Source organism: Cytobacillus sp. GQ23 (genome assembly GCF_059758675.1).
In genome coordinates this window covers 108,000-123,606 of the sequence record NZ_JCAXER010000016.1, presented here as the reverse complement: position 1 = coordinate 123,606, position 15,607 = coordinate 108,000, and the positions used below count along the sequence as shown (strand labels likewise).

Here is a 15,607-nt window from a genome sequence, read left to right as displayed (position 1 = left end):
GGGCAGATGCTGGAGCTAGAAAGTTATCGAAGTTTTATAAACATTAAAAAAACCCTTCTGATGGCAGAAGGATTTTGTAAATAGCTCATATATCAGTTTATCCCTCTGTCCCGGTCCATTTTTGGATCTAGGCAGAAATATTATGTTGGTAATTCCTCAAAAAGGTGCAGTTCTGTTAAGGATACTGCCCATAAAAAGTATAACAAAAAGGCAAAAGATTTGGCTATAAAAAATTTCTGGCCGGAATTCTAGGCATCCAGCTCAATGTCTGCAGAATATACGTGATGGACTTTCCCGCTGCTGTCTTCAATCATCAGGACCCCATCATCGGTAATACCAAGAGCCTTGCCATATATGCTTCCGGTAATCGTTCTTGCGGTAAGGTTCTTGCCGATGCTGACTGCATAACTTTCCCATAACAGTTTAATCGGATAAAAGCCCTTTTCCAAATAAAGTTTATACAGATTTTCCAATTTACCAAGCAAGATCTTAATCAGCTCAGCTCTTGAAAGCTTTTCGCCTTTTTCAATGGATAATGAAGTAGCAACTTCTTTAAGCTCATCGGGATAATCATCCAGCTGCTGATTAACGTTGATGCCAATGCCAATGATAATAGAAATAATCCGGTCTGCATCCGCCTGCAGTTCTGTCAGAATTCCAGTAACCTTTTTCCCGTTCATCAAAATATCATTCGGCCATTTAATTTGCGGTGATAAATCGGTCAGCTCTTCAATTGCCTGTACAACAGCCACTGCTGTAATCAATGTCAGCTGCGGTGCTTTCGGAGGCGGAATGTTCGGTCTAAGAATAACACTCATCCAAATGCCTGTTGATTTTGGGGAATGCCATCTCCTGTCCATTCTCCCCCTGCCTGAAAGCTGTTCTTCAGCTATGACGATCGTTCCTTCCTGTGCACCCTCGTAAGCAAGGCGATGCGCAATCTTCTGAGTTGAATCAACACTTTCTTCATGATGAATCTGGCGTCCAAGTGTTTCAGTCTGCAAACCAAGCCTTATTTCATCAGGAGTAACCTTTTCAGGTGTTTTTATTATGCGGTAGCCTTTTCTTCTGACCGCTTCCAATTCAAAGCCTTCTTTCCTCAGCTCTTCAATATGCTTCCACACAGCCGTTCTTGAACAGCCAATCAGGTCAGCTAAATACTGGCCTGAAAGGTAATTTTCATCACTTGTCGTAAAAGCATCAATCAATTTGTTCCTGATTTCTGATTGCACTTTATGAGCCACTCCCTTATGGATTCATTGCTATTTCTCAATTCCCCGCGCAATACTGCTTTTTCAGTCTTTTCAAGCTCTGCTTTTATCCATGGACCAGGGGGTTTTCCAAACCAATGCATAAGCTGATCTCCATTAAGCTCCAGATCGCTTCTCTCTTTAATCGGCAGGGAGTGATATTGACTCAGCAGAATATCTGTTCCCCTGCTTGAGTCCTCATGCTGGATAACGTTCCGGACCCGTTCCGCGTTCAGGAATTTGCCCCCTGCCTGATAAAGGGAATAGTTATCCCACTCGTTTTTAGCTCTGTACCTGATCCAGCTTATGATCGACACTATCTTTTTTATCCTCTTTACAGGCAGTTTCCAGCTTTTCAGAAAAGCTTCAGTCTGCGACTCGTCCAGCTTAAAGAGGCAGGCAAGAAGGGCCCACATTTCATCTGCTGTCAGATCAGATGCATTATAATTTACCGCTTCTTTCAATTCCTGCTCAAAGCCGGACAATTTTGGAAGATAATTAGACAATCCGGTTTCCGCTATAACCTTAAGGGCTTTCATCCTGCCGGTTCCTGCCAACAGCTTTTCAAACTCTGCCAGCTTTCTTTCCACTGCAATGTTTTCAAGTAAATGAGATAGAGATGCCAGCGCATCATAAGTATCTTTCTCAATCTCAAATGCCAGCTGACTGAAAAACCGGACTGCTCTCATCATTCGAAGGGCATCTTCTGTAAATCTCTCAGCCGGCTTGCCTACAGTGCAGATTCTTTTTTCCTCTATAGCGCCCCTGCCGTTAAAGGGATCAATAAGCTGCCCGTCTTTATCCATAGCAATGGCGTTCATCGTAAAATCTCTTCTTCTCAAATCCTCTTCAAGTGATCTGATAAATTGCACTTCTGATGGCCGCCTAAAGTCCAGATATTCCGCCTCTGTTCTGAAGGTTGTAATTTCATAAGGTGTGCCATGATATAGAACCACCACAGTACCATGCTCAATACCCACATCTAGGGTTTTTGAGAAAATAGCTTTTACTTCCTCCGGGGTAGCTGAAGTGGCAATATCGACGTCTGCTATTTCTTTTCCAAGAATATAATCCCTGACCGAACCTCCTACAAAATAAGCCTCATAACCTGAAGCTTCTAACTTCTCAAGGACAGGTACTGCCTTTTCGAAAGCTTCATTCATCAGCGGTCACCTTTTTCCAGAAGTTCATAATAAAGCTCTTCATATTGAATGACAATACGGCCGGCACTGAACCTTTCCTTTGCAAGTGAGATGGATTGAGAAGAAAACTTCTTAAGCAGTTTCTCATCAGTTAACAATTTAGCTGCTTTTCGCGAGATATCAGTTATATCACCCATGGTGCAAATATAGCCGGTCTCACCATCGCTTATTACTTCGGGAATCCCGCCGACATCTGTACCGATGCATGGCACTCCGCATGCCATTGCCTCAAGGGCAACAAGTCCAAAGCTTTCCTTCTCGGATAATAAGAGCATTAAATCACTGATGCTGTAAAGCTCCTCCACATTATCCTGCTTTCCCAAAAACAAAACCTTGTCTTTAAGCTGCAGATCATTCACCAGTCTGCATATAACACTCATTTCCGGTCCGTCTCCTACTAACAGGAGCTTTGAAGGAACTTTTTCAGATATCTTTGCAAAGGCTTTAACAACATCCGGCACCCGCTTTACACCGCGGAAATTTGAAACATGAATGATCACCTTTTCACCGGGGTTAATGCCATATTCTTCTTTAAGGTAATGAGAATCGGTTTTTCTATAAATTCTTTCATCTATAAAGTTATTAACAGCACTTATGGACTTATCAGGTTTGATCAGGTCATAAGTTTGTGATATTAACGCTTTGGAAACAGCTGTAACTCCATCAGATTTTTCGATTCCAAACCGGATCGCATCTGTAAGTGACGGGTCATACCCGAGAACTGTAATATCTGTCCCATGAAGGGTGGTAACAATCTTAATATCTGTACCGCTCATCTGCTTTGCCAGAATCGCACAAACGGCATGGGGAATTGCATAATGCACATGAAGCAGATCAAGCCCTTCACGTTTTATCACTTCTGCCATTTTGCTTGCAAGCGCAATATCATAAGGTGCGTATTGAAATACAGAATATTGATTGACATCCACCTGGTGATAAAAAATATTGGGGTACATTCTTTTCAGTCTAAAAGGAAGACTGGATGAAATAAAATGAATCTCATGGCCTTTTTCGGCAAGCAATTTCCCTAATTCCGTCGCCACAACACCTGATCCTCCCACAGTAGGATAGCAGGTGATCCCTATTTTTAATTTTTTTCTCATAATTCTCCACCGAATATATCCATATTTAGCAGTAAGGGATTATTAACCTTAAAACCCTCTGCATACTGAACTCCTGCCTGTTTTCCAAACAGGCTTTCCCTCGCTGCAACAGTTTCAATATAACCATTGACAAGCGGTGTATCAAAAGAACCCGGGCTTTTAGTAAATTGACTCTGGTAAGCTTCAAGACCTGCAATTTTTTTATCCATATAAGCGGATATATCAATCAGAAAGTCAGGCTTATGGAAACCATTTATCATGTAAAAGTGAAGGCTTTTCACCTTATGCGGACCAGGATTGCCGCCTGTTTCAAAATTCCTGATTCCTGCTGAAAAAACAGCTTCTTCCACCAGGCGGGCACAGTGCCCATGGTCTGGATGCCTGTCTTCCATATATGGCGCAAACACAATTGCAGGCCTATATCTCCGGATCATTTCAGCAATCTTTTTTATGTATTCCTGGTTATAAAATAAGCCCCTGTCAGGCAGGTTAAGATTCTCCCGAATACGAACTCCCAGAATGTCCGCTGCTTTCAAAGCTTCGTCTTTTCGGATTTCTATCGTTCCATTGGAAGAAAGCTCTGCCCGGGTCAAGTCGCATATTCCAATCTGTTTTCCGGCAGAGGCAAATTTGGCAATAGTTCCGCCCATGCCGATTTCAACATCATCAGCATGCGCACCAAATGCCAGAATATCAAGTTTAGCTGGGTTCATTCATTTCACCTTTTTCACTTACGATATTCCTCCATGATAAATCGTTGCGTTCCAGGCCTTTAATAATAATTTCCGCTGTGCCCATATTGGTGGCGAGCGGTACAGCATAAACGTCACAAAGGCGCACTAAAGCTGAGACATCCGGCTCATGGGGCTGAACTGTCAGGGGATCTCTGAAGAAAAATACCACATCCATTTTATTGTTGGCAATTAGAGCTCCAATTTCCTGGTCTCCGCCAAGCGGCCCGGACTGAAAACGATGTATGGAAAGGCCTGTTTCTTTCATGATTCGTGAACCGGTTGTTCCGGTTGCATAAAGCGTATGATCAGCAAGGATAGATTTATAGGCGATTGCAAACCTAACAATATCGTCCTTTTTCTTATCATGGGCAATTAGGGCAATATTCATGTCGGCACCCCTTTCTAATCAATAATATTTTCAAGCCCGTAAACGAGCGTATCAATTTTTAACACTGTATCAACAGCAAGCTTTACTCCTGACATAAAGGAAGCTCTATTATACGAGTCATGACGGATGGTCAATGTCTGGCCCTCAGAGCCAAACATTACCTGCTGATGAGCAATCAGGCCTGGCAGGCGTACAGAATGTATATGCATGCCATCGAAATTTGCGCCTCTTGAACCTGGAATCGTTTCCTTCTCCTCCGGGTGCCCCTGCTCCTTTTCAGTTCTTACATCAGCAATCATCTCAGCTGTTTTAACCGCAGTTCCAGATGGAGCATCCAATTTCTGATCATGGTGCAGCTCAATAATTTCTACATCATTAAAATATCTTCCGGCCAATTGGGAGAATTTCATCATTAAAACTGCACCAAGTGCAAAGTTCGGGGCAATAATGCAGCCAATTTCTTTTTCACGGCAGAGTTCTTCAAGCTCATTCAGATTTTCCTTTGAAAAGCCTGTTGTTCCAACTACTGGCCTTACACCATATTCCAGGGCCGTTTTTGTGTGGAACATCCCTACCTCCGGAGTGGTCAAATCGATCAGTACATCGGGACTTAGCTCCTGAAAGCATTGAGCAAGATCTGTATATATCGGAACTTGGCCAAATTGTGAGAAGCCTTCAAAATCGCCAAGAAAGCCACCTCCATTTTTATGATCGATCACAGCAGCTAACTCATAGTTCTCTGTACGATTAACCAGATGGACGGCTTCACTTCCCATCCTCCCCCGCGGTCCCGCTATAATAACTTTAACTTTATCCATTGTCCTCTCTCCTTCTATTCTTCAATTCTTGTCCATCTGTCTTTATCACGCGTGCTGAATTTTTTCATTACACGATCGTGCGCTTCTTCTAAATCAATATTTAAGGAATTGGCAAAGCATATAAGAACAAAGAGCATATCTCCAAGTTCTTCTTCAATAGCCTTTTCTTCCTCTGTAGATTTTTTTGGTTTTTCACCATAGTGGTGGTTTACTTCCCTGGATAATTCACCAAGTTCCTCCGTCATCCTTGCTAACATCGCTAATGGACTGAAATAACCTTCTTTGAATTGGCTTATGTATTGATCTACTTCTGTTTGCATATCTTTCATTGTTTTTGGAGTATCCATACTCTCACCTCAGCTTCTATTTAGATTTTCTATATACTCTGAATTCCACTTTTCATGTTAAGCTATTGCTCAGCTATTTTACAAATATTTTTTATCATGGCTTATAGATGAACAGTCGGCCGCACCTTGTCCTCTGATGTTATTGCTCTTATAATCTGTATCTTATATAATTAGAGACACTTTGATATTGTGATATTCAGGCAGCGGAGGGATATTATGTTTTCTGGATTAAAATTTAAGAATATTTTTTTCATTTTGCTCGGCTCGGCCATTTTTTCATGGGGACTTGTTCACTTTAATATGCAAAACAACTTGGCTGAAGGAGGCTTCACCGGTATTACCCTGCTTTTGTACTTCCTTTTCGAATGGGACCCTTCCTATACTAACCTTCTGCTAAATATACCTCTTTTCTTTATTGGATGGAAACTGCTGGGGAGAAATGTTTTTCTTTATACCATTATCGGAACGGTAAGTGTGTCGGTATTTTTATGGATTTTTCAGCGGTACCAGATTGAAATGCCTTTAAAAGAGGACTTGACTCTTGCTTCATTATTCGCGGGTGTATTTATCGGAATCGGGCTTGGGACTATTTTCAGGTTTGGAGGCACAACAGGCGGGGTCGACATAATTGCGAGACTTGTCCATAAATATGCCGGAGTCAGCATGGGAAAGACTATGTTCATTTTTGACTTTTTTGTAATAGCCCTTTCATTAATTACATATTTAAACTACAGGGAGGCCATGTATACGCTGGTTGCTGTGTTTATAGGTGCTAAGGTAATAGATTTCATGCAGGAAGGGGCTTATGCTGCAAGAGGGGCCATGATCATATCAGAACAGAATGATGCAATTGCCGAAAAAATAATGAAAGAGATGGACCGGGGCGTAACAGTTTTAAAAGGCCATGGTTCCTTCACTAAAAAAGAGCGGGAAGTATTGTATTGTGTTGTCGGCCGCAATGAAATTGTGCGGTTAAAAAATGCAATCACATCTGTTGACCCTCATGCATTTGTTTCTGTCACAGCTGTACATGATGTATTGGGGGAAGGCTTTACCCTGGATGAAAATAAAAAGCCGGTTGAACGATAAATATCGAAGTGATGTCCCAAAGGCATCACTTTTTTCATTAAAAAAGCCGGCATTGCCGGCTTTCACTCAGATCTGGTCATACCTGTATAGATAAGAATTAAACGCAGCAGTTCCAGCACAGCCACAGCTGCTGCCGCCACATATGTCAAAGCGGCTGCATTCAATACTTTTTTTGTCTCTCTTTCTTCATCGTTTCTGATTATGCCCAGAGATACCACCTGATCCATCGCACGATTAGAGGCATTGAACTCTACCGGAAGTGTGATTACCTGAAAAACCACTGCAGCTGCCATAAAGATAATTCCAAGAAGCACCATACCGCTCAAGCCCGCAAAAAAACCGATCATGATCAGAATCCAGGAGAAATTTGAACCAAGATTCGCAACGGGCACGAGCGCATGGCGGAAACGAAGAAAAGCGTAATCCTGATTATCCTGGATGGCATGGCCAACCTCATGGGCTGCAATAGCAGCAGCAGCCACAGAATGGCCATGATAGTTTGTTGCTGAAAGCCTCACAGTCTTGGTTCGCGGATCATAATGATCCGTTAGATGCCCCCTGGTTTCCTCAACGACAACTTTATATAGACCATTTGCATCCAGTATTCTTCTGGCTACCTCTGCCCCCCTCATTTGAGTAGATGAAGGAACTCTTGAATATTTGCTGTAAGCTCCCTTTACTTTCATTTGTGCCCAAAGCGGAACAAGAATAATTATTGCAAAATAAATGAGATATCCTCCCATTTTGTTACCTCCCATTAAGCTGGTCATGGTGATTTTTACAGCTGGCCTGAAGTCCAGCATATAAATCGCTCTGTCCTATCTTTTCCCTTTTCTCTTGATTGCAAAACGGAAGACTTTGATTATCAGCATAAATATTGTTGTTTATCTAATATGAATGCCCGTAAATTTCCTCTCCATGCACCCCAGAGAAAAATGGGGCGGGCGATGAGCATCCTCGATGCTGCGTGTCTGCTTGGTCTCAGCCATCGAGCTGCTTCATAAGAATCTTATATAAGCTTCCTAGTTCACGAAGGAAAAGTATGCATTTTCGAGAAACCTGCATCTTCTGCCAGATTCAGCTCAGCAGGTAATATAGGAAAAAGCATCAAACCTTGCGAAGCCAGCCTTTTATATTTATGATCTATTTTTTTGTCTAGCCCTGTCTCCTTTATATTTTCTCCATCCTACGTAAGATAATGTAATGATGATTATGCTTCCGGTTGAGATGATCACCCACCAGAGGGATGGATCAGTTTCATCTTCTGTCATTTCATCAAAGATAGTCTGCAGATCATTTTCCAATGCAGCAAGCTCCTGCTGGCTTGCCTGCTGGGTGAGTACCTGTGGCCGGTAATGATCAATAAAATTAATGCGGGCGTCCAGTTTTTGTACTTTTTCTGCATCAACATCAATCTTCAGACTGGGATAAATAACCTCATATAAAGATAAAAAAGAATTCAAATGTGAATGGAAGTTTTCGTTATTGCCGCTATATGCTGCTTCCTTTACCTCACCAAATACCGACATAATCGGCTTCTCCATTTCAGTCCATAACGGCTGATATTTAGAGGAAATTGCATCCATTACAAGCCGGAATTTTGTTGCATGATTCAGACGCTCTTCATGGCTCATAGATGTATTCACCGCAGCTTGTACAGCATCATCGTGAGAGACGGTAATAATCCGAAGTTCGTCCATTGTAAATGGCCTTTCCTTGCCGTTCACAGCAACAAATTGCTCGGAAAAATACTCCAGCAGCTTCTTGGCATCCTCATACCTGTGAAGCTTAACCATCTGTAAGGCTTCATTAGATAATTGGTCTAATTTATCTATTTTTGTTGTCTTATCTGCAGACACCATTCCAGGCAATAACATAATAATAATTAAGAATGCGATTACTTTTCGCCTCATCAAACTTGTCCCCCCTCAAATTACTATTAGATAAATATGAAAAGATGGACAAGGTTAGACCAGAAAAAAATTTTGGGAAAAAATAATACACATCAGACGCTTTTTTTTCAGCAAAAGGAGAAATTAGCTTCCTAAAGCGTAATGGAAAAGGCTCGATTTTAATAGTTTTTTTGCATGAAAAAGCCCGCAGATTTTTGCTGCGGGGGCTTACTTTTATTCAGAAAGATACAGGAGCCTTCTAAAGAAAATTGATAATAGCTTCATCAAATGATCACCGGGCGATGGATGCGCGTCAGCATTTTGAGGATCAGCGCCACTGCCATTATCAATTAGGAGATTAAATTAAAGTATGAAAAAACAGCAGGCTTTATGTAAATAGCCTTACATAACCCATTAACGGCACTATTTCGCTATATCCAAGCTAAACCGATTCTTTCTTAAGACGAAGTAATATGCTGCTCCCAGTGAAAAAATGCTGAGCCAGAAAGTAAAATAGCCGATTTGCGGTGTGTAAAGGTTTAAAATAGGATAGCGGGGAAGCATGAAAAATACGTAATCAATTACATCGTTATGCAGGGTCCAGATTCCCGTTATAGCAAGATGCCATGTTTTAAAACGATAGAATGGTGCATACAGCACACCCTGAACTGCCATTGCACCATGTGAAAAAATCAGCATTAGAGCAACAGGGTCCAGTTCACCTGTAACCTGAAATACGAGCAAATTCATAACTACAGCCCATATTCCGTATTTAATAAGAGTTACAATAGCTAAGGCTTCCAGCAAGGGCCAATTTCTGCCCAATAAAAAGGCGATCAGCACAAACATAAAAAACAGGCTCGCTGTAGGGCTGTCCGGTACGAAAGGCAAGAAAATAGCCGGTGTATCTACCAGCTGCCACTTATACCATATATACCCATAGATGGTGCCTGCAGTGTTGATAACCAGAAGCAGTATAAGCATAGCTCTGTTTCCTAATAAAGGATAGATCCATTTCATGTTTTTTCTCCTTTTCTCTATACACACGATTATTCCATCATTTTACCACATAAAACTCCTGTAAAAAAACGAATCTTTTTAGACAAAAAAAAGAAGCTGGCAATGCCAGCTTCTTTTTTAATTATTTGCTTTCAAGGCCAGAAATGAATTCAGCAAGCTTTTGAAGCTCTTCATCAGAGCCTTTAAACATTCCTGGAGGCATAGCGCCTTTACCGTTTTTGGCAATGTCAGCAACTTCTTCAGGTGTTAACCCGGTGTCAACAAGCGCAGGTGAACCTGCACCACCCTGAAGATCTCCTCCGTGGCAGGAAATACAGCCGTTTGCTTCAAAAATCTTGTAGCCTTCGTCTTCTTTATCAAACTCTGCTTCAGCCACAATCTTACCTTGCTGTGCAGCCGCCTCCCAGTCATGGTGGGCAACAGACTCCCAAGTCAGGTAAGTGATGCCGGCTAGTGCCAATAGCATAAAGCCGGTTGCTAAAGGACGCTTGGACGGACGGCGTTCAGGTCCGCGGTCAATGAATGGTGCAAGCATCAAAGCTCCGAATGCAAGACCCGGAATTATAAAAGCACCGATTGCATTATAAGGTCCAGATGCATAGCTGTATTTCAGAAGCTGGTACAAGAACAGGAAGTACCAGTCTGGCAGCGGGATATAAGCTGTATCACTTGGATCAGCAATTTTTTCTAACGGCGGCTCATGCGCAATTGTCAAGCATAGGAAACCGATAAGGAATACAGCCCCTACCATCCATTCCTTTAACAGGAAGTTTGGCCAGAATGCTTCTGTTTTTCCTGGATATTCCGAATAGTCTTTCGGAATATTCGGTTTACGTTCTGCAGGAACACGAGAGTCACCTACGAATTTCATACCTTTACCACGATGCATTGGGCGATTTCCCCTCCTTTTGCAATGATCAAAAAATTATTTCTTACAACGGTCCTGAAATACCCTGCTTACGAATCATAATAAAGTGGGCAGCCATTAACCCGAATAATGCAGCCGGTAAGAAGAATACATGGATAGCAAAGAATCGGGTGATCGTCTGCGCGCCGACAATATCAGAATGTCCTGCAATAAGTATTTTCAGATATTCTCCAATCAGCGGAGTAGATTCTACGATCTGAATTGTTACTTTTGTAGCGAAAAGGGCTTTCATATCCCAAGGCAATAAGTAACCTGTCAGTCCAAGTGCAAGCATTATGAAGAAAATAAGCACTCCGACAATCCAGTTTAATTCACGGGGCTTCTTATAAGCTCCCTGGAAGAAAACACGTAACGTATGTAGGAACATCATTACGATTACCAAACTTGCTCCCCAGTGGTGCATTCCGCGGACAATCTGCCCGAATGCAACATGGTTTTGAAGATAATACACGGATTCCCATGCATTTTTGATATCCGGAACATAGTACATTGTCAGGAACATACCGGATAAGATTTGAATTACAGTAACGAAGAACGTCAGACCGCCAAAACAGTAAACAAATGCAGAGAAATGATGTGCAGGGTTTACATGCTCAGGCACTTCATGGTCAGCAATATCCCGCCAGATCGGCGTAATATCTAAACGCTCATCTACCCAATCATAAATTTTGTTTAACAATTATTACGCCTCCTTTCGCGGTTCAGCCTTGCCTAAATACAAAAAGCCATCTTTTTCTGTGTAAGGGAATACATCAAGTGATGCAACCGGCGGTGTACCTGGAACGTTTGTCCCATCTTTTGTATAAAGACCGCCATGGCAAGGGCAATAGAAATGATCAGGGTTTGACTTGTCAGTATTCCAGTCAACTACGCACCCTAAATGCTTACATACTGGAGACAATGCAACAATTTCACCTTTATCATCCTTATAAACCCAAGCAGTGCCGGTAACTTCGGATGTGTACCATGCATCCTGCTGCTCGTAAGTGTAATCAACCCTTGTCGGCTTTTCGGTAATTTCAGCCACTTTTTGCTTTGTTGGAATAAAATCACTTTCACCAGCTGCCTGTAACACAGGATCAACCGCAAAACGGACCATCGGCATAAGCATGCCTGCTGCCATGAAACCGCCTACACCAGTAAGTGTATAGTTCAGGAATTGACGTCTAGAAACTCGATTTTTGCTCATACTTTTCCCCCCTCTATTATGAAGTTAAGTCCAACGGACAAAATTCAACACAATATAAAACTAGGACATAACAATGATATATCAATCTTTATTCAAGGTCAATATAATCCTTTGGCGAATCATGTAAATAGAGCGACTTAACATTCACACTATTCACCATTTTGCCACTTTTGCACGAAAAGATTCAGCAGCTGTTTCACCTGGTCATCCAAAATGGAATTCCGATAATTTTCATCCATATGCTCAAGAGGCAGGGATGGCAGCCAGATCAGGCCTCCTTCCAGCCGGTCTTCGAACGTTTTCCACATACTGTCCGAAGTTAAAAGGAAAATATGCTTAAATCCCTGTGCTTTCAATTCTGATTCCCATTGGCCCAAGCCGCTGATCAGGCTCTCTTCTGATGCCGATTTAAGGTAAGCATATCCTGGCAGCATGATGAGACGTCCTCTGAATTGCCGTTCAAGCTGAACACTTAGAAGCGAAATAAATTCTGTCATGGCTACAGACTGTTTGATATCATCGCCAAATGATACAGGAAGGAGAGGCAGAACAGCAGTGTCTACATATTGCCTTTCTTTAAGGAACATCTCGATATCCTGTGATATCCATTTCATATCATTCACTCCATTACATATATTTGCCTTCCTTAATATATCATTAATGATTGGACTGCTTCAAATCAGAAAATGCAGGCAAAATAAGAGCCCTGCTTTTATAAAAGCAAGGCTTAAGTAGTTTCTAATCTATTCAGCTGCTGAGTCAAAACGTTAAATGCTTTTTTATCCTGCTTATCCAATGCTTCATCAATAAGCTCAAGGAGTTTTTCTCTTCTGAACTTTTCCAGGCTTTCTGTCAGGAACCTTTCGGCAATCAGCCGGTCCTTTTCGTTTATCTGAAGTGTCTTTGGCATAAAGGGATTTTCCTCCATGACAGCTGCATATTGATGGGCCTTATTTGAAGCATGGAAATTAAGCTGTATATAGATCTCTTCATCCCTGTTTAAGCGGATATCATGGAAGGACTTCTCCGCATCTGTGGTCATTACATTCTCTTTGTAAAAACGGAATGGAACTTCATCCACACAATGGGTCGACATGATCAGGCCTCTTGGACAATACTGGGCCTGTTCCACAAAATGCACCTTCTCCATAAGCTGGTCATGACTCATCAAATAATTGAGAATCCAAACACACTCTCTTCTTTTGAGCTGATAATGGTTTAAAAACCAGCGGATAAAATCTTTCTTCTCGTTGACAGATACAGGGGTCGCCATTTTTGATTCCCTCCTCTGCTTAAGGACAAATTTGGTCTTACTGGATTACATTAAGGCCACTTATAGAAACCTGCCTTATTTAATCAAGAAAATCATCCGTTAGTCGCTGCAGCATATCCAGATATTCTTCATTGCCGGGCTCCAGTTTGATTAATGTATTAAAAATTTCGGCAGCCTCTTCCCTTTTTCCTTCCTCAGTTAAAAAATATCCGTAATCTGAAAGAAAATCCGGCTGCTGTTTAAAGAAAGTATATGCAAGCTGATATCTGTTTAATGCCTCTGAATATTCCTCTATATGCTGAAAAGCAAGGGCTGAATCCCATATAAGCTGTGGTTCTTCAAGCTCGTTCAGCATTTCAGTAATTTCGATTACATCTTCATATCTTTCCTGCTGGAGAAGAAGCTTATTTAAAAGAATTGCTGCCTGGACATATTCGGGATCAAGTGCAAGAGCCTGCCTGAACATATCTTCTGCTTCTTTTTCATTGCCATTTTTCAGGGCAAGTTTGCCGCCATAGAAGTATAGTTCTTTGTTAAATTCGTCCTGTTTTATGCCTTCCTTGACCGCTTCCAGACCGCTGCCGGCTTCTTCCTCCCGCTCGTATGCCTGGGCAAGGTATAAATACAGGGAATGGTACTCAGGGTCGAGCTCCTTCAGTTCAGTCAATTTTTCAATAGCAGTGCTGTTAAATCCGGCTTGCAGCGCTGTGAAAGCATAACTGAAAAGGGTATTAATCTCCAGCTTGTCTTCAAGCGCTTTTTCATAATATGGAAGGGCATCTTCAAATGCGCCACCCGCGCTGAGGATATCCGCCAATCTCTGATTTACATTTATGCCTGCAATGATTTCTTCTTTCCTGAGAACAGCTTCATAAATCCGCTTTGCTTCCAGGAATCTTCCCTGCTCTGCATATAGTTCACCCAGGGCAAAATCTACAATTACCTCATCAGGCAATAATTCCTTTGCTTTCAGGAGCTTTTGTTCGCTGACCTCAAACAGACCATCCATTTGATAAAGGTCTGCTAATAATAGAAGCGATTGCGGAAAGCTCGGATCATGTTCATGTATTCTTTCAAGGACGAGGATAGCCTCCTCCTCATTTCCCAGATCAATATGAGTTTCGGCCAGCAGAACGAGCAGTTCCCCTTCTTCCGGATAGGCTTCCAGAAGCCGTTCATATAAGGCTTTTGATTCCTCAAGGAATCCATACTGGAACAATTCTTCTGCCAGCAGGAACCTTTCTTCATGGGAACCATCCAGCAGTATTTGCTGATAGCTCTCCAATGCTTCTTCATGATGACCGTTTTCTAAAAGAGTGATGATTTTATTTACTTTATCCATACTAAATTCCTTTCGAATGCTAATCGGCTATTTTAAAATAAGCTGGTGTCCTGATTTTAACATGCTCTCCAAAACCTGAACGAAAAATCACTTCTTGTCCGGCTCTGATCACTTTTCCCTTCACTACAGTGACAGCAAGTTTATCTCTATGATAATGAAACAGCTGTGATTCTTCAACGGTAAGGCCTTCTTCAGGCTTTTCATAAAAATTATAACTGACTTCACCGCCCTGATGAATATTTCCTTTTAAAGGGTAAATTCCTGCTTTGGATAGCACTGACCGCGGAAGAGGCTCCTGTTCAATCAGCTCATTCGGCATCGAAGGAATTTTCTCTTCCTTCATCATTTTTGTCCATATAGTATTTATTCTGCCTTTCTCCTTTTCATTCCTGCCTGCAAAGATGGGTGCAAGCGGACAATTGTAAGGAAACATTGCTTCTCGCAGCCATCCCCATGGTACTTGTTCAAGTTCCTTTGCATTCTGTATTTCAACAAAAACAACAGGAACCCTTTCTCTTTTGCATTTTCTAATAAAAGAAGGGGTGAGGAGACGGACTGGAATTTTCACACCAATGATATAATCTATTGGACTGCTTAACAAACTGGCCTTACAGCTTTTAAGATTGCTCTTTAAAGCGTATTCATGCTTTACAGGTACAGCTGTCAGGAAGGCTGTACATCCTTTTAATATGAACTCCCGAATATAATACTCTTTGAGTTCTGAAAAAGGCCCTTCCAGCGGGATAGATGTATCCAGAACCACAAATCCTGCAGACATAATAAATGCGCCTGCATCCATTCTCGTAAACTGAAACCTTTTCAATTCAGCCTGCATTAGAGAAATCTCATTATTTCTGATCACCATTGATGTTTTTGACAGCTTGTCTTCCTTTAACAGATTTGCATTCTCAATTATATATGTCATAAAACCACCCTCTTAAACGGTCTTATGACAAGCTATGAAATTTTCACATAAATATGACTGCTTAAATAGAAAAAGAGCTGCAGGAATACAGCTCTTTTTTCAATGAA

The 15,607-nt window shown here is 41.6% G+C and carries 18 protein-coding genes; 1 reads left to right on the top strand and 17 read right to left on the bottom strand.

The genetic code is table 11. The annotated features are described in order from the left end of the window. Positions 1-248 precede the first annotated feature (248 nt). From AC6CHU_RS14985 to AC6CHU_RS14955, 7 genes are read right to left on the bottom strand one after another with little or no spacing between them, the layout of a single operon-like run. Complete coding sequence (locus AC6CHU_RS14985; protein ID WP_159864282.1) at positions 249-1,232, bottom strand: biotin--[acetyl-CoA-carboxylase] ligase; 984 nt, start codon at positions 1,230-1,232, stop codon at positions 249-251. Further along, complete coding sequence (locus AC6CHU_RS14980; RefSeq protein WP_498122166.1) at positions 1,205-2,413, bottom strand: CCA tRNA nucleotidyltransferase; 1,209 nt, start codon at positions 2,411-2,413, stop codon at positions 1,205-1,207. The genes AC6CHU_RS14985 and AC6CHU_RS14980 overlap by 28 nt, the downstream gene beginning before the upstream one ends. Then, positions 2,413-3,555 carry an N-acetyl-alpha-D-glucosaminyl L-malate synthase BshA gene (bshA, locus tag AC6CHU_RS14975; RefSeq protein WP_498122164.1) on the bottom strand — a complete coding sequence of 381 codons (1,143 nt, stop codon included), beginning with the start codon at positions 3,553-3,555 and terminating at the stop codon, positions 2,413-2,415. The genes AC6CHU_RS14980 and bshA overlap by 1 nt, the downstream gene beginning before the upstream one ends. Then, a complete protein-coding gene (gene bshB1, locus AC6CHU_RS14970; protein ID WP_159864291.1) occupies positions 3,552-4,268 on the bottom strand; it encodes a bacillithiol biosynthesis deacetylase BshB1 in 717 nt (238 codons plus the stop codon). The genes bshA and bshB1 overlap by 4 nt, the downstream gene beginning before the upstream one ends. Next, complete coding sequence (gene mgsA, locus AC6CHU_RS14965) at positions 4,255-4,677, bottom strand: methylglyoxal synthase (protein WP_159864294.1); 423 nt, start codon at positions 4,675-4,677, stop codon at positions 4,255-4,257. The genes bshB1 and mgsA overlap by 14 nt, the downstream gene beginning before the upstream one ends. A gap of 14 nt (positions 4,678-4,691) precedes the next feature. Continuing rightward, positions 4,692-5,495, bottom strand: coding sequence for a 4-hydroxy-tetrahydrodipicolinate reductase (gene dapB, locus AC6CHU_RS14960; RefSeq protein ID WP_251283633.1), 804 nt, complete (start codon positions 5,493-5,495; stop codon positions 4,692-4,694). 14 nt (positions 5,496-5,509) lie between these two features. Next, a complete protein-coding gene (locus tag AC6CHU_RS14955; protein WP_159864300.1) occupies positions 5,510-5,842 on the bottom strand; it encodes a nucleotide pyrophosphohydrolase in 333 nt (110 codons plus the stop codon). A gap of 216 nt (positions 5,843-6,058) precedes the next feature. Between AC6CHU_RS14955 and AC6CHU_RS14950 the strand changes: the two genes are divergently transcribed. After that, a complete protein-coding gene (locus AC6CHU_RS14950; RefSeq protein ID WP_159864303.1) occupies positions 6,059-6,931 on the top strand; it encodes a YitT family protein in 873 nt (290 codons plus the stop codon). 62 nt (positions 6,932-6,993) lie between these two features. Here the strand turns inward: AC6CHU_RS14950 and AC6CHU_RS14945 are convergent, their stop codons facing one another. The 10 genes from AC6CHU_RS14945 to AC6CHU_RS14900 form a co-directional block, all read right to left on the bottom strand. Beyond that, positions 6,994-7,674 carry a zinc metallopeptidase gene (locus tag AC6CHU_RS14945; RefSeq protein WP_159864306.1) on the bottom strand — a complete coding sequence of 227 codons (681 nt, stop codon included), beginning with the start codon at positions 7,672-7,674 and terminating at the stop codon, positions 6,994-6,996. A 393-nt stretch (positions 7,675-8,067) separates the two neighbouring features. Continuing rightward, positions 8,068-8,844, bottom strand: coding sequence for a sporulation protein YpjB (gene ypjB, locus AC6CHU_RS14940; protein ID WP_251283646.1), 777 nt, complete (start codon positions 8,842-8,844; stop codon positions 8,068-8,070). A gap of 402 nt (positions 8,845-9,246) precedes the next feature. Continuing rightward, positions 9,247-9,843: a lipoprotein heptaprenylglyceryl N-acetyltransferase LhaT gene (lhaT, locus tag AC6CHU_RS14935; protein ID WP_498122161.1), complete on the bottom strand. Its 597-nt coding sequence runs from the start codon at positions 9,841-9,843 to the stop codon at positions 9,247-9,249. A gap of 121 nt (positions 9,844-9,964) precedes the next feature. Beyond that, a complete protein-coding gene (locus AC6CHU_RS14930) occupies positions 9,965-10,732 on the bottom strand; it encodes a menaquinol-cytochrome c reductase cytochrome b/c subunit (RefSeq protein WP_159864312.1) in 768 nt (255 codons plus the stop codon). A 43-nt stretch (positions 10,733-10,775) separates the two neighbouring features. Further along, positions 10,776-11,450: a menaquinol-cytochrome c reductase cytochrome b subunit gene (gene qcrB, locus AC6CHU_RS14925; RefSeq protein WP_009332736.1), complete on the bottom strand. Its 675-nt coding sequence runs from the start codon at positions 11,448-11,450 to the stop codon at positions 10,776-10,778. 3 nt (positions 11,451-11,453) lie between these two features. Then, positions 11,454-11,960, bottom strand: coding sequence for a Rieske (2Fe-2S) protein (locus AC6CHU_RS14920; RefSeq protein WP_159864315.1), 507 nt, complete (start codon positions 11,958-11,960; stop codon positions 11,454-11,456). A gap of 149 nt (positions 11,961-12,109) precedes the next feature. Further along, complete coding sequence (locus AC6CHU_RS14915; RefSeq protein ID WP_159864318.1) at positions 12,110-12,574, bottom strand: YpiF family protein; 465 nt, start codon at positions 12,572-12,574, stop codon at positions 12,110-12,112. A gap of 113 nt (positions 12,575-12,687) precedes the next feature. Beyond that, on the bottom strand, positions 12,688-13,233 hold the full coding sequence (locus AC6CHU_RS14910) for a ReoY family proteolytic degradation factor (RefSeq protein ID WP_048008181.1): 546 nt from the start codon (positions 13,231-13,233) through the stop codon (positions 12,688-12,690). A 79-nt stretch (positions 13,234-13,312) separates the two neighbouring features. After that, positions 13,313-14,575 carry a tetratricopeptide repeat protein gene (locus AC6CHU_RS14905; protein WP_498122157.1) on the bottom strand — a complete coding sequence of 421 codons (1,263 nt, stop codon included), beginning with the start codon at positions 14,573-14,575 and terminating at the stop codon, positions 13,313-13,315. A 19-nt stretch (positions 14,576-14,594) separates the two neighbouring features. Further along, positions 14,595-15,500: a hypothetical protein gene (locus tag AC6CHU_RS14900; protein WP_159864324.1), complete on the bottom strand. Its 906-nt coding sequence runs from the start codon at positions 15,498-15,500 to the stop codon at positions 14,595-14,597. Positions 15,501-15,607: the final 107 nt, after the last annotated feature.